Origin of the sequence: Planktothrix pseudagardhii, assembly GCF_904830925.1 — a bacterium.
In the GTDB taxonomy this organism is placed as follows: Bacteria; Cyanobacteriota; Cyanobacteriia; order Cyanobacteriales; family Microcoleaceae; genus Planktothrix; species Planktothrix tepida.
Map to the genome: position 1 here is coordinate 2,660,274 of NZ_LR882967.1, position 24,877 is coordinate 2,685,150.

Consider the following 24,877-nt stretch of genomic DNA (forward strand, 5'->3'; position numbering starts at 1 on the left):
TTTTTGATTAGGAAATTATCAAGAGGCGATCGCACAGTTGAGGAGTATATAAAAGTCAAGTTTTATTCGGAATAGATTAGATACGAAAATTTTATAAAAGTTTATACCATTTTTTATTCCTATTTATATGAAATCCTTAAATGTATGCTAAACATCTCCCCACTTTTTAAGGGGGGTTGGGGGGGATCATCTGTAGCGTTCATAACGGGATTTCATATTACCCAAAAATCGAATATAATACTAATCAAATCCAAACCCTAACTCAAAATCGTTAAATTTTCTTGCCTAGATTAATGAGTAGTTAAATTCGAGTAAAAAACTCAACTATAAAGGAGAAACATCAACATTGAGTTTAAAATCTGCTGCTTTTGAGGCAGAAACTTCGATTACATAATCACCGCTTTTCGGTAATTCTCCTTGCCACTTTTTGCTATCTTTAATCGTACCAATCGTTTGACCATTCGGATCTAAAATATTAATATCGACGGTTCCTTGTTGAACTTCCAGAGACATTTTTTGTCCCTCTGCACATTCTAATTTATATTGTCGTTTTTCTGCGGGTTTAATTGCGCTTGTTAGGGTTGTTCCCGTTGTCCCAGGGTCAAATGTTACCCGTTCATTGGGGATATTCGGTTGAGGGGAAATAGAAGGGGTTGGTGTAGGGGAAGAAGTGGAAGCAGTGGAAGTATTCGCAAAAGGTGGTAAAGGTTGTAAGGGTTGGGTTCCCGTTACTCCACGAGAACTTAAGTTCATTTTAAGATCAAAGGTTGTTGCTCCTTTTAAGGCAGTTAAAACCAGTGTATATTGACCCGTTTGGGGTAAATCTTTGCTTTTAATCTGTTGTCGATCTGGCGCATAAAGCCAAATACATAAATTATCTTCTGTGCGATAATTTAACTGTTGACCTGCTTTGGCGGGAAATTGATATCCTAAATAATGTCCTTGACGAATTTGAGTGGAAAGTTGTTTCCAATGTTCCGATAGAACTTCACAGCCTGTTAATAAAAACAATAATAGAAATAAACCTGTTTTTTTCATTTTTTTATAAACTATTGATTGATTTTATAGGGGCGATATTTTCTCGCCCTCAGCAATTAAATTAAGCTGAATTTTAAATTTTGATTTAACTTAACCGTTGTTTGATCCATAATCCAAATAAGGGTAACGCTAATTTATAGCCTAATTCTGAACCATAAATCAAGCCTTTATGTTGTAAACCTGCGATCGCACCTTGTAAACTTCCGCCTCTGGATAAATGATGTTTGGTAATATATTCTCGACTTTGGGGTTTATCCGTTGGATCTAAGGCTAAAGACTCTAATAATTGCGCTTGGGAAGAGGGAAGTAATACTAACAACGATTCAAATACCGTTGAAAAATCCGCTAATAATTCCTGTAAGGTTTCTTCAATTTCCCTATCTCCAATTAACCCATTAGTTGTTTTGACTTTACACAACCGACGAACTAACGCCGAGGCATCTCCAATATGTCCTTGAACAGCTTCTAAAAAGCGTTTTAAGGCGTGCGATCGCGGATCAAAGGTTAAATGTTCTCGATGCAAAACTCCATGCGCCCAAGCTGCGACTACATCATCCGATAAGGGGGTTAATTGTACAATATCTAAATTTTTATGAAAGTCCTCTTGATTTGTCGTTTCTGCTAAAGTTGCCACTAAAACATAACTAACAGAACTTTGCTGTTGAATTTCTTGACGCAATAATTTTTCCCAATCTCCCTGTCTATCCCAAGACCGAATATGAGGAAAACTATGCAAAATTAACACCACTTGTCGCTGCACAAATTCTGCTAACTGTTGAGGCAAATGAATTAATAATTGATACGCTTGCCAAATCTCTTCCGGTTGAGCAATTAACCGCAAACTTTTTGCCGTATTTCCCTGCCATACCAAAAATTGATCGGCTTCTGTTGCTGTCCACTGTTGCAAAAACTGAGTTGCTGTTCGACTTTTAACCGCCTGAGAAATCCCCTCGCATAACAGTTGGGTCAACCGATGGCCATCGGTAGCCCGAATACAGTCCACTTCAATAATTTTCGCCCCCACTTCCACCGCCGCCCGTCGAACGAGGGTTCGGCGTCCACTACCCGGAACCCCAGCAATTAACAAATCACGTTCACCAGCTAACGCCTGAGTGATTTGTTGAAATTGGCTTTGTCGTCCAAAGGTTTCTAACGGTGCTGCTAACTCTTCTATATCCATCGGTATTGATCGCACAAGCTGATTGCTGATATTAGCACTTTCGGGGTTCACCCAGCAGGAACTCAGGAGCAACAGGGTTATCGGCTGTCAGCAAGAAGCCAACAGTTAATCATTTCTCCCCCTGTCCCCCCGTCCCCCTGTCCCCTTGTCCCCCCGTCCCCTTCTACCCTCCGTAATTCCAGCCTGTACTGGCGAGGTTGAGAATTTCGGCTTCTTTATGAACGCCTGCGGCGATGACTTCTCCCACGAAGACGGTATGGTCGCCGTGTTCAACCGCACCGACAACTTGACATTCAACGTAACCCAAGGCTTCGGAAATAATGGGACAACCCGTTTCTCCGATGTAAAATTCGATGTCCTCGAATTTATTTCCGACTCGATGTTGGGGTTTAAAGAATTTCTGGGCGATGTCTTTTTGACCTTCAGCCAAAAAGCTGAGGGAAAAGACACCACTGGCCTTAATCATGGCGTGGGATTTAGAATCGTTCTTAACGCAGTTGACCACTAAAGGCGGTTCAAAGGAGCCTTGTGTCACCCAACTGGCGGTAAAACCATTGACATCATCCCCGTCTTTCACCCCACAAATATAGAGGGCGTGGGGAATTTTCCGCAGAATTGTTTTTTTAGCTGATTCGTCCAACACAATGTTAATGGGGTATTGAGTGATTTGACTGGGATTAGTTTATCAAAAAAACTGGATTTATCGTGGCATCACCCCTAAAATATACTCCCCTTGATTAACAGAATGATTTCTAGCGAGATCAAAAATTAGTCCATCAGACTCGGCAAAAACTTCTTGAATTTGGGGTAATTCTCTAGTTTTATTAAAGATTAAAATTTCATAGAGTTTCTGGTTTTTACGAATAGTTTCTCCTAATTTGATATAAAATTTAATCATACCTCCAGTTCTTGAATAATAATATTGAAGTTGATTTTTGGGGCTGAGATTTATCGTGTGATTTGGAGTAGAGGTTAAAGGAAAATTTTCGATTAATAAAAGTTCTTTCATAGCGAGATAATTTTTAATTCCTCTAACTCCTTTTTCCACAGATTCAGGATTCATGGTTAATCCAGAACCAAGTTCTAATGTCCAAGCTTCAATCTCAAATTGAATATTTTTCCCTAATTTCTTTAATTCTCGTTCTAAAGCTAACCAAGGTTTCATAAAAGCTTCATCAAAGGCATCGCCATCATAATCATTCATTAAGATGCCATAATCTAAGAGGAAGGCTTTAGCACTTTCTTCTCGACTATGAAAACAATATAAATAGTCTAATCCGTAATTGGTTCCACTGTGTAAATCGATTAAGTAATCCGCATTAAGAGATAAACTTTGGAGTTGATAACGGTAATATTTATGGTAGGGAACGCCTAACGAACTTTTTAGATTTTCCGAGAGTTGCTGAAATTGATTTAAAATGTTTTGCCGATATTTAGATTGGATTTCGTGAGGTTCTAAGGTTTGGTAGTCTTGGGCAAATTGGGCAATATTTTCTCCGGTTTTTTCATAATCCCAGAAAATTCGATTCCAATCTTTACCATCATAAGGATTATATCGACCGGAGGAAAAGTGATGCGATCGCTGATTCACACTCAAAGGATTACACACGGGAACTAACCAAATTTCTCCTATTAATTGCTCAAGATCTAAACGAGTTAAAAATTCAATCAAATCATGAATAACAGCATTTCCGCTAATTTCCGCTCCGTGTAAGTTAGACTGTAAATAAGCTTTTTTTCCCGGTTTAGCACCTTTGAATTGATAGACTTGAAGAAATAAGCGATCGCCAGATGCAAGTTGGATTAAAGGAATTGTTAAAATATTAGGAATCATAGGACTAGGCAAAATAAAGCTGATTATCAAAATAGAATATAAATCAAGAAGGGAATAAGGAATAGGCAAAAGAAAGAAAAAAACACCTAATTCCTATTTATTGTGCTGAAAACTTCACAGGTAAGGGGACAGAAAAGCCAGGGCTGAAGTAGAGGAAACCGCCTATCAGGATTCACAGATGGAGGAATTTTATCTCAAAATTTCTGTTTTGATCGAGTTTTCTTCAACTCCCCTGCAATTCAAGCTAAAATTTAGGCACAATAAGATTAGCCTTTATTTAGATTCTTGTGTCCTACTCTACCCAAAACGATCCCCAACTGGATCTCAACAAGCTGTTTCCGTTTCCCCTGGATGACTTTCAGTACAACGCCATTGCTGCGTTGAATGAAGGAAAATCCGTTGTCGTCTGTGCACCAACGGGGTCGGGAAAAACGTTAGTGGGGGAATATGCTATCCATCGGGCGTTAGCGGGTAATAGGCGGGTCTTCTACACAACACCCCTAAAAGCTTTATCTAATCAGAAGTATAGGGACTTTAAAGATCTACTAGGGCCAGAAAATGTGGGGTTACTGACGGGGGATATTTCCGTTAACCGGGATGCGGCGGTGGTGGTGATGACAACAGAGATCTTCCGCAATATGCTTTATGGTACACCGATTGGCGAGGTGGGAACCTCTATGGAAGCAGTGGAGGCGGTGGTTTTAGATGAATGCCATTATATGAATGATCGCCAACGGGGGACGGTTTGGGAAGAGTCAATTATTTATTGTCCCCGTGAAATTCAATTAGTGGCTTTATCTGCAACCGTCGCTAATAGTGAACAATTAACAGACTGGATTTCTAGGGTTCATGGCCCAACGGAGTTAATTTATTCTGACTTTCGACCTGTACCGTTGCAATATCATTTTTGCAATACCAAAGGGCTATTTCCGTTATTAGATAATTCTTTAAAAAAAATTAATCCCCGCCTCAAAGAACGTAAAGGCCCTCCTCAACGGGGTAGAAATCGCAATGATGTTCCCAATTTAACGGCGGTTATTTCCCATCTGCAAGAACGGGATATGTTACCTGCTATTTATTTTATCTTTAGTCGCAAAGGATGCGATCGCTCTGTAGCAGAAGTGCGTCATTTATCCTTAGTTACAGAAGCCGAAGCTGCCCTGTTAAAAAAACACATTGATGCCTTTGTTGCTGCTAGTCCAGAAGGCATTCGTCCCGACCAATTAGAAGTATTATATCGAGGTATTGCCGCCCACCATGCGGGATTATTACCCACTTGGAAAGGGTTAGTTGAGGAGTTATTTCAACAAGGATTAATTAAAGTAGTGTTTGCCACAGAAACCCTGGCTGCTGGCATTAATATGCCCGCTAGAACAACGGTGATTTCGAGTTTATCGAAACGAACCGATGATGGTCATCGCTTATTAAAACCCTCGGAATTCTTGCAAATGTCGGGACGGGCTGGACGACGGGGTATGGATATTGAAGGGTATGTTGTCACGGTACAAACCCCTTTTGAAGGGGCAAAAGAAGCCGCTTATTTAGCAACGTCTAAACCTGACCCGTTAGTGAGTCAATTTACGCCTAGTTATGGCATGGTTTTGAATTTATTACAACGCCATACTTTAGAAGAAGCGAAAGAATTAATTGAACGGAGTTTCGGACAATATTTATCAACGATTAATTTAATTCCCGCCCAACGAGAAATCGAAATTATGCAAGCGGAATTAGCGTTAATTGAAGCCCAATTTGGCTTTCGAGGCGAACAAAATATGGCAATTTTGGAGGAAACCTTAGCCAGTTTTGAAAAAATTTATGAACGTTTGCGAGAGGAACGCCGTTTATTAAAGTTATTACAGCGCCAAGCCGAAGACAGTCGAATGCACCAGATGGCTTTAGCGATGGACTCAACGTCATTAGGAACGATTGTCGGGTTACGCGGAAAACACGTCCCCACCGCCCGGAGTTTTGAGGCTGACCCCATTCCGGCGGTATTAGTCGCAAAAACCCCCAGTTCGGGACAAGCCCCCTATTTCCTGTGTTTAGGACGGGATAATCGTTGGTATGTGGTGAGTTCGGCGGATATCGTGATTTTACAACCCCAGTCTCAACGGTTAAATGTGGATTATGTCGATATTCCTAATATTCCGTTTAAATTAGGGCAATGTCGCAAAGGGGATGAGTTAACGGTGGCGATTGTGCAACAAATTCCCAATTTAATGTTACCTGAACCTCCGCCAGAAGTGATTACCCAACAAGAACAAGTGGAACGATTAGAGTTAGAATTAGATGCCCATCCGATTCATGAATGGGGTAAACCCAATAAACTGTTAAAACGGTGGCAACGGTGGGCGGAATTGGATGAAATTATTCAAGAACGACGCACGGAATTAGAAGAAGATTTAGCCCGTCATTGGCAAGAATTTTTAGCTTTAATTTCGATTTTGCAATATTGTGAAGCCTTAGATGAATTAAAACCAACGGATTTAGGTCAAGCAACGGCTGCCTTACGCGGTGATAATGAATTGTGGTTAGGGTTAGCCTTAAAATCAGGGATTTTTGATGATCTTGACCCCCATCATTTAGCGGCGGCTTGTGCGGCGTTAGTTACGGAGGTTTATCGTCCCGATAGTTGGACTCGCTATCACTTATCTGATGATGTGGAAAATGCTCTCGGACGGTTGCGGGGTATTCGTCAGGAGTTATTTAAGCAGCAGCGACGCTATCGTGTGGCGTTACCGATTTGGCTAGAACGGGATTTAACGGGTTTAATTGAACAATGGGCTTTAGAAACCGATTGGTTAGAGTTAGTCGCTAATACCAGTTTAGATGAGGGGGACATTGTGCGAATGTTCCGGCGCACGTTAGATTTTCTTTCACAAATCCCTCATGTTCCTCATTTAAGCGAGTCACTAAAACAAAATGCCATTCGTGCCCGCCATTTAATTGATCGATTCCCGATTAATGAAGCGGTGGATTAGCGCATTAGTCCCCTGTAGAGACGCGCCAATAGCCTGACGGCATAAATAGGCGCGTCTTTACGTGGGGTTTAGTAGATTATCTGTAATAGTATCAATTTCACGATTTCATATTAGCAATATACTCCGCAAGACAACGAGCTACATACTCAGCAAGCTTTACAGGTACAGCATTTCCGATTAATTGTTCAAGATCAGTTTTAGAACCTTCAAATACAAAATTCTCTGGGAAAGTTTGTAGATAACTTCTTTCAATCGTCGTTAAAGGACGAACATTTGATGATACTAATGCTGAATCCCCAGAATGAGCTTTATATGTTTTTGGAATCGGTCTATTAACTCCTCTAACTGTTGGGCTAGGTTCATCAATACTAAACACACCCCGTCTTTTGTAACTTCTTGGATGTCTATAGTAATGGTCAACATCTAAAGTCTTGCCTATAGTATTAAAATATTGCCGAATAGTCAGAGGTTCATTAGCCAGATTATTGTCTAAATAAGGCTCTATTTTTTTATCTTCTCCACCAAGCTCTCCGATCCAGAAAAATCTTTTTCTACTTTGTGGCACACCGCATAAACTGGCATCTAATATTTTTTCACTAAGGCCGTAGTGAGCCGATTTAAAAAGTTGCTTTGCTTCTTTATATTTTGTGCTTTTTACAAATCTGTCTACATTTTCCATAATAAAAAATTGAGGCTTGATAACAGCAACAATTTCAGCAAAAGAAATCGTTAAATCTCCTCTACCTAAACTTTCATCTCTTTTTCCGGCACTAGAAAAATCTTGACATGGTGGCCCTCCAGCTATAATGTCAGGTTTAAATCCTTTAACAATATCAAATGCTCCTTGGAGATTGCCTAGATCTGCTAAAAATACTGGGTGTTTAAAGTTTTTTTGATAAGTGTTCACTGCTAACTTCCAATTGTCAAAACCAGCAACTACATCAAAACCAGCATTTTGAATTCCGAGTGATAACCCACCACAACCTGAAAAAAGATCTATAACTTTAAGATTGATTGGTTTATTTTCCATTATTTTTATGAAGAATTGACTTATCTAATTAAATAATTCTGGATTGCTTAGAAGAGCAGCATCAAATCGTCTTTCAGGACTCAGAAAGTTTTGTCCGCCACCAAGAACAATATTTTTAATTTCATCTTTTTTTATTCTAGGACTTGTCAATTCTGTACAAGCCATATATCGATTCGTGTTAGCACCATTTAGAGCAAATGCCTTGTCTGTTTGAGCGTTATAGGCAAGTGTTTTTATAATGTCTGCATGAGGAATTCTACCTTCTAAGGCAAAATCAAGAAGCATTCTTGATAACCAAATAATAGATCTTCCATATCGATCTATTTCTTGCTTTTTACCCAAAGCCTCCCTTGCTGCATTAAAAAAAAGTCTTGTGAACGCAAAATCGCTCCATACAAAGATATCTAAACAGTTTTCGTGTAATTTTGCTGTTCTTCCAATTGTTTTCCAAACAGGTTGTAAAACAAATGGCTCTTGTAAATCTAATACTGATATTAAAATCCGGTCTAAATCGTTTGCCAGGTCTAAAATATAACTTATAACATTGTCCACATCCCACCAAGTGGACAATCTACGAATAGAAGTAGGATCTAAATAGTCAAGTAATAATTCTGGTGAGTCTTTTAACTTGTATGCAATTCCTAGTGCCAGATAAATAATGGTAGTAGGTCTAACAACAATTTCACAACCGTACTGAGTCTCGGGCAACTTATAAGTTGAATTATCAGGTAATGCAGTGAGCTTGACTTCCAAGCTTTGCCAACAGGCACTTTTTGTACTTTTGTTAAGTGTGACTAGATCAGTTCTTGGAAATTTACCCGTAACAATTGTTCTGTAGGGTGTAAAGTCTGTTTCAAAGGAAAAGAAAAGCTCTGATGCAAATGGATCTAACCCGAAAATAGAAGAAACATCTATTTTTTCATGTTTAATCTGAGTATTTGTATCTAATTTGAGATACACTAGCTTCAAACCTCTCCTAGCCATGTAGCAAGATAAAGATACGGGAAAAGCATTATTAAACTTATTCTTCCCCCAACTTCCCTCTTTTGAGAAATCTCGATTAGAGCGTCCTCTTTCTAATCCAAATAAGCCGGTTTCTACGTCGAATACATTATTTTTGGTCAAGATCATACAAAACTTTACTGTAAATGATTATTCACTAGAGAACTGACATTAGAAGTGAGTAAGTTTTTTATTTCTGTTGAACCTCGTACAAAATAACCACCATTAATTATTTCCTTATAAACAGCTTTACGAATAATCATTTTACCATATATTTTTTGTAGTAAATCTAGCTTTCCAATCGCTACTAAATTGCTGATAGTCAATACTTGGAACACTTTTAAGGGGTAACGGTAAAATAAGGATTTCGGACTCCAAAATTACCAACTTCGCTTACGCAGTCCGAATCCGAAGTATTGTTATAAATAATAAATAGGGTGAGCCATGCCCACCCTAATGTTACATTAACCTACAGATTAATGCCCAATACCAACATATTGGAACCCGGCGGCTTCTAATTGTTTGCGATCTAAGAAATTCCGTCCGTCGATCATAAATGCTGAGTGCATTTTTTTCGCCATTTTTGCATAGTCGAGGGTGTGGAATTGTGTCCAGTCTGTGATTAAAACCAACGCATCACAGCCATCGGCTAACAGTTCAGGATCGGTTTCAACAATTACTCCCGTTAAGCCATGACGCATTCCACTTTGGGAAATAATCGGATCATAAGCTTTAACTTTTGCTCCTAAACGGTTCAACTCTTGGATAATATTTAAAGCTGGAGCATCGCGTAAATCATCCGTATCCGGTTTAAAAGTTAACCCTAATAATCCGACGGTTTTGCCTTTGAGAATTTTCAGGACTTGTTGTAATTTGTCAATGGCAATGGTACGTTGACGGTTATTCACTTCCACCGCAGCTTTTAACAATTGAGCTTCATAATTGTAGTCATCGGCGGTATGAATTAAGGCAGAAACATCTTTCGGGAAGCAGGAACCTCCCCAACCAATTCCAGCTTGCAAAAACTTATTGCCAATCCTGGAATCTAAGCCAATTCCTTCGGCGACTTGTTTAACATCTGCCCCGACGCGATCGCAAATATTAGCAATTTCGTTAATAAAGCTAATTTTAGTTGCTAAAAATGAATTTGCCGCATATTTAATCATTTCTGCGGAACTGAGATCGGTTAACACAATCGGAACCGGAGGTAAGGAAGGATGATCAGAATATTTCCGCACCACTAAAGGTTGATATAATTCTTGCATCACTTCCAGTGCTTTTTTGCTATTACTTCCTAACACAATCCGATCTGGATTAAAGGTGTCATAAACAGCCGAACCTTCCCGCAAAAATTCCGGGTTACTCACGACATCAAATTCGGCTTCAATGGGGGTTCCCGCTAACCCTTTTTCCTTTTGTCGTTCTCCTGCACCATCTAAAACAATCATTCGCACCCAGTCACCAGAACCGATAGGTACAGTGGATTTATTCACAATCACTTTATAACCTTTCGTTAGGTTAGCACCAATGCCTCGCGCCACAGCTTCGACATAACGGGTATCACTTTCACCCGTGGGTAATGGCGGAGTTCCCACAGCAATAAATAACACTTCACCGTGTTCAACACCTGCACTTAAATCCGAAGAAAAATCCAGACGTCCTGATTCCATACAGGATTTCATCAATTCGGGTAATCCCGGTTCATAAATCGGGGATTGTCCCGACTTCATTAATTTAACTTTTTCTTCGTTATTATCAATACAAATCACATCATGCCCGATCTGCGCTAAACAAACTCCCGTTACTAAACCCACATATCCCGTTCCAATGACACAAACTCGCATAAATCTATCCTCAATTTTTTGACAATATGCTAACCAGAAGAAACCAGAAGGAAGAGGAGGCGTAGGTTGTGGGGTGCATAGTGCGGAGTGTGGAGTGTGGAGTGCGGAGTGCGAAGTCAGAAGTTAATGATGTCCCTCCTTCTCCCCTTCTCCCCTTCTTCTCCTGCTCCTTTTCTCCCCCTACTCCCCTATCTTCTATCCTTAAGATGGGTAGATGCGTTCCCGAAAATCGTCCACTGTCAATTTTAATCCTTGATCCAGGGGGATTGTCGGTTCCCAATTCAAATACGTTTTAGCACGAGTAATATCAGGTTGTCGCTGTTTTGGATCATCTTCCGGGAGAGGTTTAAATTGAATTTCAGCGTCAGGGTTAATCATATTCTGAATTTTTTGGGCTAATTCCAAAATCGTATATTCCCCAGGATTTCCGATATTGACCGGGCCAATATAATCACTATTCATCAAACGGATGAATCCCTCTACTAAGTCTGACACATAACAGAAACTTCGCGTTTGCAAGCCATCACCATAAATCGTTAAGGGAACGCCTCGCAGAGCTTGAACGATAAAATTACTCACCACCCGGCCATCATTTTCTAACATTCGCGGGCCATAGGTATTGAAAATCCGCACCACGCGAATATCGACCCCGTTTTGACGATGATAATCAAAGGCTAAGGTTTCTGCAACCCGCTTTCCTTCGTCGTAACAGGATCGAATCCCAATACAGTTAACGTTTCCCCGATAGTCTTCCGTTTGGGGATGAACATCAGGATCACCATAAACTTCTGAGGTAGAGGCTAAAAAAAATCTGGCTTTGATGCGTTTGGCTAACCCCAACATATTGAGGGTTCCCAATACATTTGTTTTGATGGTTTTAACCGGGTTGTATTGGTAGTGAACCGGAGAGGCGGGACAAGCTAAATGGTAAATTTGATCGGCTTCTAAGCGAATGGGTTCAGTAATATCATGACGGATTAGTTCAAAATAGGGATTATCCATCCACTTGAGGATATTTCGTTTTGTCCCCGTGAAGAAGTTATCCAGGCAAATCACTTCATGGCCTTGTTCCATTAAGCGATCAATCAAATGTGAACCAATAAAACCCGCGCCACCTGTGACTAAGATTCTCATGCTTGCACTTGCTCAAAAATTGTAGAGAGTTGAAATGGTGTGGACAACAATCAAGCGCAGGTAAGCTGAATCCACTATCAGTTGATCAAAGTTAAGACTTAGCTTTGGACACACCCCAGCTATACCCTACAACATTATGTGTTGCTGTCCGTTCCACATCTATCCTACTCGATTTTGAAAGCATTAAATTCAAGTTCAGGTAAACTAGCTGTTTTTTGATCAGCTTATTTACAATTAAGATTTGGGTTTCACTTCGGATTTTGAGGCGATTCGTTCTGATCCTTGTTTTCAAGAGTTGTTGAGTTGAAATTAATAACAAATTGCTATAAAGTAAAAACCCATCTTTTTCCCCTCTCCTTACAGGAGAAGGATTGGGGAAGATGTCAGACCAGGTTGCTATCGCAAATAGAAGTAAACCTAGAGTTAATGGCGGGCTAACCCTTCTTGACGAGCGGTATGAGCAACAGCCCCAGCAACAACAGTAGCTACCCGTTTATCAAAGACGGAAGGAACAATATGTTCGCGATCTAAATCACTAGGAGACACTAAAGAAGCGATCGCTGATGCCGCTTCTAAATACATAGAAATCGTTAAACTTTTTGCCCCACAATCTAAAGCTCCCCGGAAAATTCCTGGAAATGCTAAAACATTATTAATTTGATTAGGATAATCACTCCGTCCTGTTGCCATCACCGCCACATCATCAGTAATTAATTCGGGTTGAATTTCAGGAATAGGATTAGCCATGGCAAAAACAATCGGATCTTTTGCCATTGAACGTACCATTTCCGGGGTTACGACTCCAGGGGCACTTACTCCCATAAACACATCCGCATCTTTCATCGCATCCGCTAAAGTTCCTGATAAATCAACAGCAAATTCCCGTTTTTGAGCGTTAATATCCGGTCGATCCTGGGAAATAATCCCTTTAGAATCACACAAGGTAATATAACGAACGCCAGCTTTTTTAAATAAGCGCGCCATTGCTATCCCCGCAGCACCTGCTCCGTTTAAAACCAGGTGAATCTCATCCATTGATTTTTTGACTAATTTTAGGGAATTAATCAGTGCGGCTAAACTAACAATTGCCGTACCATGTTGATCATCATGGAAAATTGGAATATCTAAAGATTGCCGTAATTTGGCTTCAATTTCAAAGCATCGAGGTGCAGCAATATCTTCTAAATTAATCCCCCCAAAAACAGGCGCAATATATTTAACAGTTTCGATAATTTTGTCTGTATCTTGAGTGTCTAAACAGATGGGAAAGGCATCAATATCGGCAAACTCTTTAAATAACATCGCTTTCCCTTCCATAACGGGTAAAGCTCCGGCTGGCCCCAAATTTCCTAACCCTAAAACTGCACTACCATCGGTAACAATGGCAACAGTATTTTGTTTAATCGTGAGGCTGTAAACTTGTTGGGGATCTTCAGCAATCGCTTTACAAATTCGACCCACTCCGGGGGTATAGGCCATTGCTAAATCCGATTGAGATTTGAGGGGAATTTTACTCTGAATACTAATTTTTCCCGCCCGATGTAGATTAAAGGTTCGGTCATAAACCGCTAAAACTTTTAACTCAGGTAATGCTTTTACCGCTTGGACAATTTGTTCTGCGTGTTCGCCACTCGAAGCATCAACACTAATTTCCCGAATGGTTTTTTGTAGGGTTTGTTCAATTAAGTCAATTTGGCCTAAATTTCCCCCAACGGTTGCGATTGCTTGGGCAACACTGGCTAACATTCCAGCGCGGTTGGGCAGTTCCAGACGAATTGTGACACTAAAACTCGGATTCGGTGTTAAGCTAACCATACTCAGTGCATTGATTGATAGTAGACCCCCAATTGTAAAGGTGATCTTGCTCTTTGTCAGTTCTTCCAACCCCGTTTTTCCAGATTTCAAGACAATTCTTGACTTTAAGATCCGGTTCTCTAATATTGTTCGTTCAATTGTAAATAATAGGCCAGATTAGCCAGGGTAATATAGTGATCAACATATTTAGGAGTTGGCGTTTTTTCGAGAGCTTGTTTTACTTGCTTTTTACGCTGAGTCTTGGACGATTTCATAGTTTTATTGTTTAGGTGAGGATGATCGACTAATCTTGTTTCAGATGTACAGTAACCCATCCGTGTTTCAAACATTAGGGTTGAAATCCGTAATTTCTCTCAAAATTAATATCCTGACATTCGGTTATCAACTTTAATTTCAGCAGTTGAGGGTAAATAAAATACAACTGTGATTAACGAATTAATAACCGCATTGGGAGAATTCATCCTTTCGGATTTGAGTTAACAATCCGTTAATTTCTGGGTATTTTTCAGCAAGTTCCCTGCATTTCTTTTCGGGAAATAGCAGGGAACGGGTTGATCTTAAACTTCTGTAAGGATGTTAAAAACAACAACATCCTGAGTCGTTTAAGCCATAATTCGATCAGATTTAACATAAAAAACAGCAACTGTTATGTTTTTTACGGATATTTTAATTTTTGGGGCTAGTCGCATTTGAGAAACGGGTTCTCGAATTAAACTGTAAACCTGTGTGAGTGCTTCACCCATTTCCTGGGTCAAGCATTGGATATGTAAAACTCCCCACCGTCGAAATACTCTACAATTCGCCAGGAGTTGAAGTTGATCTAGCTCCTGTTGATTTTCCCGATAAAAATCCCAAATCAGCCGAGTTAACTGTGAAGGTTGTTTCATATCCTCACCTCTAGTATTGAGTCCTAGATCGCTTATCTCTTCCCTTAGGTAGAGGGCTTATCTTCTAGTATTCATGATCTGATCCCCTTTCTCCATGAATAGAGAGAAAGCTGAAATAAGACTTAATGGGAGTATGTTTAATTTAATCTCACAGACTTTGGCTGTAAACTCATTATAGCAGGTGTTTTAACCGTTGAGAGAAGGATAGACTTTCGAGATCACTCTATATATATTTACATAATTTTATACTCTGATACAATTCTTGAGATCGGGCATCCATCAGTCTCCACAATACACAATTAAATCGATCTCAACATCTCCTAAACCGGCTAGTCCCATGACACCAACTGTCGTTCGACAAGGTAAACGTTCTGCTTCAAAATAAGAGGCATAGATGGTATTAACCGTTTCATAATGTCGAAAATCCGTAACAAAAATTCGAGCCATAACAACTCGATTTAAGCTGGTTTTTGCATGATTTAGCACTAATTTTAAGTTTTCCATCACTTGCTGAGTTTGTTGTTCAATGGTTCCCTTAATCACTTCCCCAGTTTCTGGATTTTCAGCGAGTTGTCCAGTGACAAACAAAAAATCCCCAGCACGCACCGCATGGGAATAGGGAGCAACGGGAGGTAAAACTTGATTGGGCAGGGTAATATACTCCAACATGATTAAAGGATTCCTTCTCTGAGACGACATAAACGGTAACATCATACCAGCCTGTGATATGATCAAAGTTTTGGATAATTACCCCACAAACGGCGAAGGAGAAGCCAGATGGCTCGGATGTACTACGATGCAGATGCCAATTTAGATATTTTGGCAGGGAAAACTATTGCCATTATTGGTTATGGCTCCCAAGGTCATGCCCATGCACTGAATTTAAAAGAAAGTGGTCTGAATGTGATTGTCGGGTTATATCCCGGCAGTAAGTCAGCCATCAAAGCCAAAGATGCCGGTTTAACCGTGCATAGCGTTGAAGATGCAGCTAAGGCTGCTGACTTCATTATGATTTTGCTTCCTGATGAAGTCCAAAAAACCGTTTATAAAAATGAAATTGAACCCCATTTAACCGAAGGCAAAACCCTCGCCTTTGCCCATGGATTTAATATTCACTTTGGTCAAGTGGTTCCTCCCTCTAATGTGGATGTGGTGATGATAGCTCCCAAAGGCCCTGGACATTTAGTGCGGCGCACCTATGAACAAGGCCAAGGGGTTCCTGCTTTATTTGCCGTCTATCAAAATGCGTCTGGACAAGCCCGTGACCGCGCAATGGCCTATGCTAGAGGCATTGGCAGCACACGGGGTGGGATTTTAGAAACCACATTCCGCGAAGAAACTGAAACCGACTTATTTGGTGAACAGGCGGTTTTATGTGGGGGTTTAAGTGCTTTAATTAAAGCTGGATTTGAAACGTTAGTTGAAGCAGGTTATCAGCCGGAATTGGCTTATTTTGAATGTTTACACGAAGTTAAATTAATCGTGGATTTAGTCGTCGAAGGCGGTTTAGCTAAAATGCGCGATAGCATTTCTAACACGGCTGAATATGGAGATTATACTCGCGGCCCTCGAATTATTACCGATGAAACTCGCGCGGAAATGCGAAAAATCCTCAGCGAAATTCAGTCGGGTCAATTTGCTAGAGACTTTGTGTTAGAAAATCAAGCTGGAAAACCCGGTTTTACCGCCATGCGTCGTCAAGAAGCCGAACATCCCATCGAAGAAGTCGGCAAAGACTTACGCGCTATGTTTAGCTGGATGAAGAAGGATTAAAGTAGGGGGATAGGGGGACAGGGGGACAAGGGGACAAGGGGACAAGGGGACAAGGGGACAAGGGGAAGGAGGAGGAGCAGGGGAAGGAGGAGGAGCAGGGGAAGCAGGGGGAGTAGGGGAGTAGGGGAGTAGGGGGAGTAGGGGGAGTAGGGGGAGAAAGAGGACATCATTAACTTCTGACTTTTCTGTCCGCACTCTGCACTCTGCACTCCGCACTCCGCACTCTATTTTGCCCCCTGACCTTTTTCAATTTTGTCAATTTCTTTCTCTCGTTGTTCATTAGTATCTTTAGGCCGTAACCATTTAGGCCATAAACTAACAACAAACTCACGACTGGTTTTACTCGCTTCTCTGGCGGGTTTAGGCAAAAATTTAAACGTATCGCCAGAGGAAATAAATAGAACTACTAAGGCAACAGCGCCCCAGCCTAGAATTTTTTTAGGAGTCATAAGCAATTTTTAGATAACGATATTTATGGGAATTTATTGTATAGCAGGGAACAGGGAACAGGGAACAGGGAACAGAAAGAAAAAGATAAACACAAGTGTAGGTTCCCTGGATGAGTTTTTGTCAATGACTCTATTTATGCAACTGCTATCAGCGAATTTGAGGAGTTTGTATATTAAGAAGATTTGAGAGAAGGAACACTATCCTTAAAAAGAAACTCCCAGTTCTTTTATCAGTGTCCTCGCTGATTAGAGTTGACCCCTAAAGTATACTATTAATCTTGAGTTTTTAATAACTCTTCAATGAAAACTTGGGTTTCTGGGGGAATATCTGTAATTAAACGCACGGGAAAAGCTTGAGTTGAAATAGATCGATAATATTCAGGTGTTAGAAATACGTTATATTTTTCAGCATCGGGTGTTAGTTGGGCGGCTGTTGCTAAAGCAATTGTTTTAGCATAATTACGGACATCTTTTGAAGCATCACCAATCACTTCACCACCTGAAATTGGAGTAATGGGAATCCAACTTTGATCCGCAATGGTTCTGGGATCTCGAACACTTAAATGGGTCGCACCTAAAACCCCTAATAATAATTTTTCAGTTTTAATTTGAGGAAAAATTGCAATTTGTTCAGGTAAAGCTGGAGTGATTTTATCAGAAGATTGTGTTAAAATTAAAGTAGGAACTTGAACTTTATTTAATCCTGTTTTTCCAAAAATTACAGAAGCCGTTGGAGCAAAGGCGATCGCACGTTTAATCCGAGGATCACTAAATCGATAGCGATCTTTCGGCAGTTCTGCTGCTAAACATTGAGTGGCTTTTCCTAAACTAAAAGTAATAAAGCTTTGATTACAATTTTTTCGGAGTTCATCAATTTGGAATTCTCCTCCCGCTAAAGCTAAAGCCGTTGCTCCTCCAAAAGAATAGCCAAAAACTAAAGTATTATTGGTATTAAATTTACCTTTAAAACGGGGATCATTAGTATTCAATTTTTCTAATTCATCCAACGTAAAAATCAAATCTTGGGGACGTTCTATAATTTCTGTAGGAGATAAAAACAAATTTTTATCAACATAAGTCGCATTACTTCCGGGATGTTCAGGAACAATAACGGTGTAGCCATAGGAAGCTAAATGTTCCATTAAATAGCGTAATTCTTGATAATCAGAACCCCGACCGTGAGAATAAAGAATTAAGGGTTTATCGGGTGTGGCTGCGGAAGATGAATAAATATAAACGGGTATATTACGATTTCGTTGTTTATCCTGCAATTCTATTCGGGTAATTTCAACTTTTCCCGGCCCTGCTTGAGTTGGATCAAAAGGAATTTGCGGAGGTTTAACTTCTCCAGTTGGAAATTTAGGTAAGACTTCTAAAAGTAATCTTTGGGTTTGCCAAAATCCTTGATTTAAGCGTTTTAAAACCTCAAATGCTTTAGGAACATTAATCTCAATAGTAGAGAGGGGATAGTTTTCTAAAAAATTAATAACGGATAATCCTTGGGGAGATTTAGCAGAAGACAGAATGGCTTCTTTAATGGCTGTTCCCCCTTGGGATTGATCTGAAGAAATAATGGTATCAATATCCGTTAAAATTCGGGTTCCCACTTGACTATTAACAATTTCATCAACCGTTTCATCTTGAATTTTAATTTTAATATTTAACGCTGCTAAGGCTTGTTGCTTTTGTTCGGGGGTAAGGAAACTAAAATAACCCAACAATCCTAACGGAACTTTTCCGGTTTCTGCAAATTCTTTTAAGTCTTTAACCGAAACCGTAGCATAAATAAATCCTTGTCTGATTACAACAGATTCTGCTGCACGACTCGAAAGCGGGAATAGGAAAAAACTGCTAACAATTGTTGGCGTTAAAAAACTTAAGGAAAGGAACAATTTTTTCCACGGGTGTTTAGAAAAAACAGAAAAAGCAGATACCGGAATTTCACGCATGATCAAAAGTCTGGGTTCAACAATCCAAAAAGTTTAACATCGAATTAGCTCATTGCTATCGGGGGGCGATGGTGTTCCCAAGGTTGTAAGGCTTCCAATTGGGCAGCTAAGGCGATTAAAGTGGCTTCCGTTGCGGGTTTTCCTACTAATTGCACCCCAAGGGGTAAACCTGCTGACGTGAAACCTGTGGGAATGGCGATCGCCGGTTGACCACTAACATTAAATGCTGGACAAGGGGCAATCCATTCAATAATACGCTGTAACGTTTCTTCAGGAGAAAGTTGAGCATATTCTCCCACAGAAATTGCTGGGTGCATATAGGTGGGTAAAACAATAACATCAAAGGGACTTAAGGAGGCAACAATTTCACGTCCGGCTACCTGCATTTTAGACACCGCTTGCAAATATTGTCCAGCCGTTATTTGAGTTGACCTTAACCATTGATTTACCGAACCTAAATACTCTGACGGAATTCCAGAGGCTGCGACTCCCGATTTCCAAACTAAAGTAAACGGTTCAATAATTGAACTAAAATCCGGGTTAATGAGTTCTATTTGATGACCCAATTTTTCGAGAAGTTTAACAGTATTTTGAACCGCTTGTTCACAGTCTGGAGACGCTTGACCAACGGGTAAAATAGAAGTTGCTACGGCAATTTTTAAAGACTTGGGATGTTGTTGTGTTGCTGCCAAAAACGAAGGATTGGGATCAGGCAACCAATAGGGATCTCCTAAAATATAGCCTGACATTACATCTAATAAAGCCGCTGCATCGGCAACGGTACGAGCCAGTGGGCCATCGGTGGAAATCCCACTTTGAAAGTCTCCGACGGGAGCATGGGACACTCGCCCTCGCGTGGGTTTAATTCCGACTAAACCACAACAAAAGGCAGGGCCACGAATGGAACCTCCGCCATCTGACCCATGAGCAACGGGGGATAATCCCGCCGCCACCGCAGCAGCAGCCCCCCCACTGGAACCTCCGGGGGTATACTCTAAATTCCAAGGGTTACGGGCGGGAGGAAAGCCATCGGGTTCGGTGTAGGGTAATGATCCGACTTCAGAAGTTGCGGTTTTTCCTAATATATTAAATCCGGCTTGGCGAATACGACTGACAACTCCATCATCATAAGTGGCTATTTTATCGAGTAACGCCCGTGAACCATAAGTACAGGCAACTCCCGCAACGGGGTTTAAATCTTTAATCGAAATGGGAACGCCAAAAAATGGCGGTAATTCATTAATATCGGCAATTTGGGCGAGGTGTTCTGTTTGGGTTTTGGCGAGTTCTATAGCGGTTTCTGCCATAACTGTAAAATAACAACCCAACTGCGGATTTAACCGTTGAATTCGATCTAAATAAAAATTAACTAATTCTAAAGGAGATAAAACTTTTGTGCGAATTAATCGCGCTTGTTCTAAAGCAGGGGTAAAGGCTAAATCCACTGAATTCATGTTAAGGAGGGAACAGGGAACAGGGAACAGGGAACAGGGAATAAATAGTAATTAGTCAACAGCTAATAGTCAACAGTAATCGGTCAACTGTCAACCGTCAACAGCCAACTTGTTGTAAGGATGCCCAAAGGGGTAGACTAAGAGTATTCTATTTCCAGATTTCAGCCCGTAAAAATTGCTGAATGATTAAAAGTTAAGAGCTTTGTCGTAAGACAGGTAGGGTAGGGCATACCCAAACCTCGGTTGAAATACCGAAAACGCTTGGAGAGTGAACCATTAAAAGGGCACTAGATAACACCTGATATTCTAGTAGACTCGGTTCAGACATAATCGTGTAAGACCTAAGTAGGGGCAACTCCAAAGGGCGGTGATTAGCTCAAGAATCTCCCGTTACATCCCCTCTTGATTAACGGTGAGAGTGTCAATGAAAGGTCACGGGATGTCAGCACCCCGGACTGAAGTAAAGGGGCTATGGGCGGAGCGCAGGCTTCGCGAAGTAATGCCTCACCTTCACTCCTCCCCGGAAGGGGAAATGTAAAGCCTAACTAGAAGTTAGGGGTTTCTACCCATTTTTCCGATGACACAATCAGAGCGTCCACCTGTTCCTCGTCCGCCAGTGCCAGGGATTCCGCCACGTCCACCTGCACCGAAAGCACCTCCCCCACCTGGGGCTGGAGTAGCAGGTGCTACTGTTGCGACACCGACTCAAATGACGACAACAACCCCAACGGTAATGGCAACACCGAGAAGCAAAGGCCCTAGTCCCGGACAACCCACGTTACGCGATATTGTCAAGCGGGCTAACGATGAGGGGGCTTCGGACGTTCACTTAGGCGTGAATGAACCTCCGCGCTTTCGCAAACGGGGGGATATTGTCCCGTTAGAGTGGCCAAATACCGACTTGAATACCTTTATGAGTTGGTTGATGGAGGTGTTAACCGATGAGGAAATTCATCAATTTCAAGAAAATCTTGACTTTGACGGTGCGGCGGATTTGGGCTTTGTGCGAATTCGGATTAGTATCTTTGATGCCCTCAATGGCCCTTCACTGGTATTACGGTTAATTGGTTCCTCGATTTTGACTTTAGAACAGTTAAAGTTACCAGAGGTATTTAAAAAAATCTGTAACTATCACAAAGGGTTAATTCTGGTAACGGGGCCAACGGGTTCAGGTAAGTCTACGACCCTGGCGGCGATGATTGATTACATGAACCGTAACTATGCCTACAATATTATTACCATTGAAGACCCGGTAGAATTTGTTCACGAAAGTAAAAAATCCCTGATTAAACACCGAGAAGTCGGACGTCATACGTTGAAGTTTTTTAATGCGCTTAAAGGTGCATTGCGTCAAGACCCGGATGTCTTATTGGTGGGGGAAATTCGGGATAAGGACACGATGCAAATTGCCTTAAAAGCGGCACAAACGGGTCACTTAGTATCTGGAACGTTACACACCAATAGTGCGGTAAAAACCTTGACTCGGATTTTGGATATGTTTACCGCCGAGGAACAACCTTCAATTAAAGTCTCGATTTCCGAATCTTTGGTGGCGATTATTGCTCAATTATTGTGTAAAACCACTGATGGGAAACGGGCAGCTTTTCATGATGTTTTGATTAATACTGATGTGATCAAGGAATACATCGTTAAAGACAAGTTTGAAGAAATTAACCAAATCATGCTCAAAGATACCTATGAAGGCATGACGACCATGAACAAATCTCTTTACAATCTCTATCAGGAAGGACGAATTACTGAAGAAATTTGTTTAGAGGTCTCCCCCTTCCCCAACGAGATGAGTCAAATGTTACGAGGACGAGTCTAACTCTAACAAAAATGTAAAATTTCAGCCCTACTCTTGCTTTCATCGCCTAAAGTGAAAGTATCGGTGAATCGTGATCCCATTTCTCGATCTCTCCATTCTTTTGAATGGCTGGGAATCACGATTTACCCGTTTAAGGCTTTAAATTTTAATATTAGGTATGGAATGAGGCTTTGAATTTAGTTCAACCATCTACGGTGACTCATTTATTTAAAGCGATCGCTTTATTTACTCCGGGGGGAGATTTAGTTTATTGTATTGACCCCAATAAACAGCGTCGCTGGCATTCTCATCTTTGCACGTCTTTGCAAGAACTTTTAGGTTTACCAGAACCCCCTCATTTTTTGATTCCTTGCTATACCGCAACTTATGATCGTTGGGTTGACCCCCAAACTCAACAAATCCAACTTTCGGCGGAAGCTTATCCTCCGGTTTTGCAATACCAAACTTTATTAAATACGATTTTTGATACGGAGGATGTAGTTTGGCAACCCGCAACGGGTTCAGAAGAGTTTTGTAATCCTTTAATTATTGCCACTTATTATGAGCAATTTCCTCAACTTTGGGAAAATCATGATCTGATTGTTCAGGTGAAAAAAAATGATGTGACTCATGATTCTACAACAACTGAAAATTTATCAGAATACCCCTCTCCCAGTTTTAAACTGAATTTATCTCCTGAAGCCGAATTTCCTGAAACCCAAGGATATGTTTTACGGTTATTTGTGTCCGGTCATAGTTTGGTAACGGAAAAAACCCTCCAAACTCTCCATCAATTGTTAGAACGTTCTATTGGTCATCCTTATACATTGAAAGTGATTGATGTTTTAAAACATCCTGACTTAGCAGAAGCGGATCAAATTTCTGCCACTCCGACTTTAGTTAAAGTTTGGCCAAAGCCTGTCCGCCGTATCGTGGGAGAGTTAAATAATGTCGATACGATTTTGCGATTATTAGGGAGTCCGGCTGATACTTTACCCTGGGAAAAATAGTGATTTTTTGAGTAAAATTCCCGCTTATCTTAAGCTTTTTACTTTCCGGGAATAAACTGAGTTGAGCGTTGTCTTTCAGCGACTTCATAAATGGATTGATTAGCTTTAACGGACTTTTCTAAATTAACAATAGGCTGAGGATAATCAACACCTAAAATCACTCCAAAGCGTTTTTGTTCAACGGGGATTAAAGACCAAGGTTCATGGACTTTTGAGGGTGGTAAATTGCTTAATTCGGGTAGCCAATGTTTAACATAATCTCCGTTTAGATCATAATCTTTAGATTGTTTTAAAATATTAAAATAGCGGAATCCTCGTGCATCGTTTCCAACTCCGGCGGTATAATTCCAGTTTCCCCAATTACTACAAACATCATAATCAATTAACAGCGATTCAAACCATTCCGCTCCCATTTTCCAATGGATTCCTAAATTTTTAGTCAAGAAACTAGCAACATTTTGCCGTCCTCGGTTTGACATAAATCCAGTTAAAGCTAATTCTCGCATATTAGCATCAATTAAAGGAAACCCGGTCATTCCCGTTTTCCAGGATTCAAACTGTTGTAAATCTTCTTTCCAAGGAACAGAAAGCCCTCGTAACCCTTCAGAATAAAAAATTTTATTACCATGTTTTAAGGCAATTAATCTAAAATAATCTCGCCATAATAATTCAAAAATTAACCAGTAAGTTGAGTCGTTTTTAATTCTTTGTACCTCGTATTTTTTAACACTATTATAAATAAATCGAGGCGATAAACACCCTAATGCTAACCAAGCAGAAAATTTAGAAGAATAATTTGCGCCTAACATTCCATTGCGCGTTTCTTTATAGTTTTTAAGGCAATCCTGTTGCCAAATATAATCGTTTAACCGTTTTAATCCGGTGGTTTCTCCCCCTTTAAACGTTAAAACTGCACGAAAATCAACAACAGGGGGTTCTAAACCTAAATCTTGAAGGGTGGGTAATATTCCTAATTCTAGTTTGGGTAACGGTGGTAATTTCTGAGGAGAAGGAAAAGGAGGATTAACTATACAGTGATTCTCTACTTTTTTTCTAAATTGAGTAAATACTTCAGGAATTTCAGCAATAGAAAAAGGTAAATCTGGGATTGAATAAAGAGTTGCACCCCAATAGGATTGGAGATCAACTCCTAAAGAATTTAATGCCGTTTTTAATCGCTGTTCTACTCTCAATTCTTCCGATGTAGCTTCTTGATAATAATAAACAGCATCAATTTTTAAGGTTTTGACTAATTCAGGAATAATGGTTTCTGGCTTCCCTGTACGAATGATTAAATCGCTTCCTAACTGTTGTAAGGATTGACGTAAATCTTCTACACTTTCTAATAAAAATTGAGCGCGAAATGCTCCGGTTTTGGGGAATCCATAGGAAGTTTGACCAAATTGTCGGGGGTCAAAACAATAGGCGGGAATAATCTCTGCGTTTAAGTTTAATGCGGCGGATAAAGGTTCATGATCATGAACCCGTAAATCATTGCGATACCAAATTAAAACTTGTTTGTGAGCCACGATGATTTAATGTCTAAACGGTTCAGGTTGTTTGCAGAACCCGTAGAGGTATCGACACCAACGGATTCACCTTAACCCATTTTAACCGAAGCTTCCATCGGTTTAACAATCAACCATCGTCCCGTTTTGGGGTCACGGTAGCTGCTATAGGGGTTAGAACG

Annotated in this window: 20 protein-coding genes; 4 read left to right on the forward strand and 16 right to left on the reverse strand. The window is 40.5% G+C overall.

Going from position 1 to position 24,877, the window contains the following annotated elements; all coding sequences use genetic code 11:
• Positions 1-324: 324 nt before the first annotated feature.
• The 4 genes from NMK36_RS11290 to NMK36_RS11305 form a co-directional block, all read right to left on the reverse strand.
• The gene (locus tag NMK36_RS11290) at positions 325-1,038 is read right to left on the reverse strand and encodes a hypothetical protein (RefSeq protein WP_254173740.1); all 714 of its coding nucleotides are present in this window, start codon (positions 1,036-1,038) and stop codon (positions 325-327) included.
• Positions 1,039-1,123: 85 nt separating this feature from the next.
• Positions 1,124-2,269: an ATP-binding protein gene (locus NMK36_RS11295; protein ID WP_254173741.1), complete on the reverse strand. Its 1,146-nt coding sequence runs from the start codon at positions 2,267-2,269 to the stop codon at positions 1,124-1,126.
• A gap of 112 nt (positions 2,270-2,381) precedes the next feature.
• Complete coding sequence (locus NMK36_RS11300; RefSeq protein ID WP_254173742.1) at positions 2,382-2,861, reverse strand: flavin reductase family protein; 480 nt, start codon at positions 2,859-2,861, stop codon at positions 2,382-2,384.
• A 57-nt stretch (positions 2,862-2,918) separates the two neighbouring features.
• Positions 2,919-4,052 carry a succinylglutamate desuccinylase/aspartoacylase family protein gene (locus NMK36_RS11305; protein WP_072721805.1) on the reverse strand — a complete coding sequence of 378 codons (1,134 nt, stop codon included), beginning with the start codon at positions 4,050-4,052 and terminating at the stop codon, positions 2,919-2,921.
• A 287-nt stretch (positions 4,053-4,339) separates the two neighbouring features.
• Here NMK36_RS11305 and NMK36_RS11310 point away from each other — a divergent pair, with 287 nt between their 5' ends.
• Positions 4,340-7,033, forward strand: coding sequence for a DEAD/DEAH box helicase (locus NMK36_RS11310; protein ID WP_072721804.1), 2,694 nt, complete (start codon positions 4,340-4,342; stop codon positions 7,031-7,033).
• Positions 7,034-7,130: 97 nt separating this feature from the next.
• Here the strand turns inward: NMK36_RS11310 and NMK36_RS11315 are convergent, their stop codons facing one another.
• From NMK36_RS11315 to NMK36_RS11345, 8 genes are all read right to left on the reverse strand, one after another.
• Positions 7,131-8,063, reverse strand: a complete 933-nt coding sequence (locus tag NMK36_RS11315; RefSeq protein WP_072721802.1) for a DNA cytosine methyltransferase — start codon at positions 8,061-8,063, stop codon at positions 7,131-7,133.
• Positions 8,064-8,087: 24 nt separating this feature from the next.
• Positions 8,088-9,194 carry a HindVP family restriction endonuclease gene (locus tag NMK36_RS11320; RefSeq protein WP_254173743.1) on the reverse strand — a complete coding sequence of 369 codons (1,107 nt, stop codon included), beginning with the start codon at positions 9,192-9,194 and terminating at the stop codon, positions 8,088-8,090.
• 347 nt (positions 9,195-9,541) lie between these two features.
• A complete protein-coding gene (locus NMK36_RS11325; protein WP_072721796.1) occupies positions 9,542-10,909 on the reverse strand; it encodes a UDP-glucose dehydrogenase family protein in 1,368 nt (455 codons plus the stop codon).
• Between the two features lie 201 nt (positions 10,910-11,110).
• Positions 11,111-12,043, reverse strand: coding sequence for a UDP-glucuronic acid decarboxylase family protein (locus NMK36_RS11330; protein WP_072721794.1), 933 nt, complete (start codon positions 12,041-12,043; stop codon positions 11,111-11,113).
• Positions 12,044-12,466: 423 nt separating this feature from the next.
• Entirely contained in the window at positions 12,467-13,858 is a 1,392-nt protein-coding gene (locus tag NMK36_RS11335) for a malic enzyme-like NAD(P)-binding protein (RefSeq protein WP_072721792.1), read from the reverse strand.
• A 119-nt stretch (positions 13,859-13,977) separates the two neighbouring features.
• Positions 13,978-14,112 carry a hypothetical protein gene (locus tag NMK36_RS28780; protein WP_255528397.1) on the reverse strand — a complete coding sequence of 45 codons (135 nt, stop codon included), beginning with the start codon at positions 14,110-14,112 and terminating at the stop codon, positions 13,978-13,980.
• A gap of 348 nt (positions 14,113-14,460) precedes the next feature.
• The gene (locus tag NMK36_RS11340; RefSeq protein ID WP_072720477.1) at positions 14,461-14,745 is read right to left on the reverse strand and encodes a hypothetical protein; all 285 of its coding nucleotides are present in this window, start codon (positions 14,743-14,745) and stop codon (positions 14,461-14,463) included.
• Positions 14,746-15,024: 279 nt separating this feature from the next.
• Positions 15,025-15,414, reverse strand: a complete 390-nt coding sequence (locus NMK36_RS11345; RefSeq protein ID WP_072720478.1) for a RidA family protein — start codon at positions 15,412-15,414, stop codon at positions 15,025-15,027.
• A 108-nt stretch (positions 15,415-15,522) separates the two neighbouring features.
• Here NMK36_RS11345 and ilvC point away from each other — a divergent pair, with 108 nt between their 5' ends.
• The gene (ilvC, locus tag NMK36_RS11350; protein ID WP_254173744.1) at positions 15,523-16,518 is read left to right on the forward strand and encodes a ketol-acid reductoisomerase; all 996 of its coding nucleotides are present in this window, start codon (positions 15,523-15,525) and stop codon (positions 16,516-16,518) included.
• A gap of 224 nt (positions 16,519-16,742) precedes the next feature.
• On the opposite strand, the gene NMK36_RS11355 is transcribed toward ilvC, so the two are convergent.
• From NMK36_RS11355 to NMK36_RS11365, 3 genes are all read right to left on the reverse strand, one after another.
• The gene (locus NMK36_RS11355) at positions 16,743-16,967 is read right to left on the reverse strand and encodes a hypothetical protein (protein ID WP_072721788.1); all 225 of its coding nucleotides are present in this window, start codon (positions 16,965-16,967) and stop codon (positions 16,743-16,745) included.
• A gap of 272 nt (positions 16,968-17,239) precedes the next feature.
• Positions 17,240-18,916 carry an alpha/beta hydrolase gene (locus NMK36_RS11360; protein ID WP_254173745.1) on the reverse strand — a complete coding sequence of 559 codons (1,677 nt, stop codon included), beginning with the start codon at positions 18,914-18,916 and terminating at the stop codon, positions 17,240-17,242.
• A 44-nt stretch (positions 18,917-18,960) separates the two neighbouring features.
• Complete coding sequence (locus NMK36_RS11365; RefSeq protein WP_254173746.1) at positions 18,961-20,370, reverse strand: amidase; 1,410 nt, start codon at positions 20,368-20,370, stop codon at positions 18,961-18,963.
• Positions 20,371-20,947: 577 nt separating this feature from the next.
• Between NMK36_RS11365 and NMK36_RS11370 the strand changes: the two genes are divergently transcribed.
• Together NMK36_RS11370 and NMK36_RS11375 are read left to right on the forward strand one after the other, a co-directional pair.
• Positions 20,948-22,198: a type IV pilus twitching motility protein PilT gene (locus tag NMK36_RS11370; protein ID WP_254173747.1), complete on the forward strand. Its 1,251-nt coding sequence runs from the start codon at positions 20,948-20,950 to the stop codon at positions 22,196-22,198.
• A 170-nt stretch (positions 22,199-22,368) separates the two neighbouring features.
• Positions 22,369-23,187, forward strand: coding sequence for a circadian clock KaiB family protein (locus tag NMK36_RS11375; protein WP_083580171.1), 819 nt, complete (start codon positions 22,369-22,371; stop codon positions 23,185-23,187).
• 38 nt (positions 23,188-23,225) lie between these two features.
• Here NMK36_RS11375 and NMK36_RS11380 read toward each other — a convergent pair whose 3' ends face one another.
• Positions 23,226-24,716: a DASH family cryptochrome gene (locus NMK36_RS11380; RefSeq protein WP_254173748.1), complete on the reverse strand. Its 1,491-nt coding sequence runs from the start codon at positions 24,714-24,716 to the stop codon at positions 23,226-23,228.
• Positions 24,717-24,877 lie beyond the last annotated feature (161 nt).

Excerpts from the sequence above, each read along its gene's own strand:
- NMK36_RS11290 (WP_254173740.1), bottom strand. The coding sequence starts at position 1,038 with ATGAAAAAAACAGGTTTATTTCTATTATTGTTTTTATTAACAGGCTGT.
- NMK36_RS11305 (WP_072721805.1), bottom strand. The coding sequence starts at position 4,052 with ATGATTCCTAATATTTTAACAATTCCTTTAATCCAACTTGCATCTGGC.
- NMK36_RS11315 (WP_072721802.1), bottom strand. The coding sequence starts at position 8,063 with ATGGAAAATAAACCAATCAATCTTAAAGTTATAGATCTTTTTTCAGGT.
- NMK36_RS11320 (WP_254173743.1), bottom strand. The coding sequence starts at position 9,194 with ATGATCTTGACCAAAAATAATGTATTCGACGTAGAAACCGGCTTATTT.
- NMK36_RS11325 (WP_072721796.1), bottom strand. The coding sequence starts at position 10,909 with ATGCGAGTTTGTGTCATTGGAACGGGATATGTGGGTTTAGTAACGGGA.
- NMK36_RS11330 (WP_072721794.1), bottom strand. The coding sequence starts at position 12,043 with ATGAGAATCTTAGTCACAGGTGGCGCGGGTTTTATTGGTTCACATTTG.
- NMK36_RS11335 (WP_072721792.1), bottom strand. The coding sequence starts at position 13,858 with ATGGTTAGCTTAACACCGAATCCGAGTTTTAGTGTCACAATTCGTCTG.
- NMK36_RS28780 (WP_255528397.1), bottom strand. The coding sequence starts at position 14,112 with ATGAAATCGTCCAAGACTCAGCGTAAAAAGCAAGTAAAACAAGCTCTC.
- NMK36_RS11340 (WP_072720477.1), bottom strand. The coding sequence starts at position 14,745 with ATGAAACAACCTTCACAGTTAACTCGGCTGATTTGGGATTTTTATCGG.
- NMK36_RS11345 (WP_072720478.1), bottom strand. The coding sequence starts at position 15,414 with ATGTTGGAGTATATTACCCTGCCCAATCAAGTTTTACCTCCCGTTGCT.
- ilvC (WP_254173744.1), top strand. The coding sequence starts at position 15,523 with ATGGCTCGGATGTACTACGATGCAGATGCCAATTTAGATATTTTGGCA.
- NMK36_RS11355 (WP_072721788.1), bottom strand. The coding sequence starts at position 16,967 with ATGACTCCTAAAAAAATTCTAGGCTGGGGCGCTGTTGCCTTAGTAGTT.
- NMK36_RS11360 (WP_254173745.1), bottom strand. The coding sequence starts at position 18,916 with ATGCGTGAAATTCCGGTATCTGCTTTTTCTGTTTTTTCTAAACACCCG.
- NMK36_RS11365 (WP_254173746.1), bottom strand. The coding sequence starts at position 20,370 with ATGAATTCAGTGGATTTAGCCTTTACCCCTGCTTTAGAACAAGCGCGA.
- NMK36_RS11370 (WP_254173747.1), top strand. The coding sequence starts at position 20,948 with ATGACACAATCAGAGCGTCCACCTGTTCCTCGTCCGCCAGTGCCAGGG.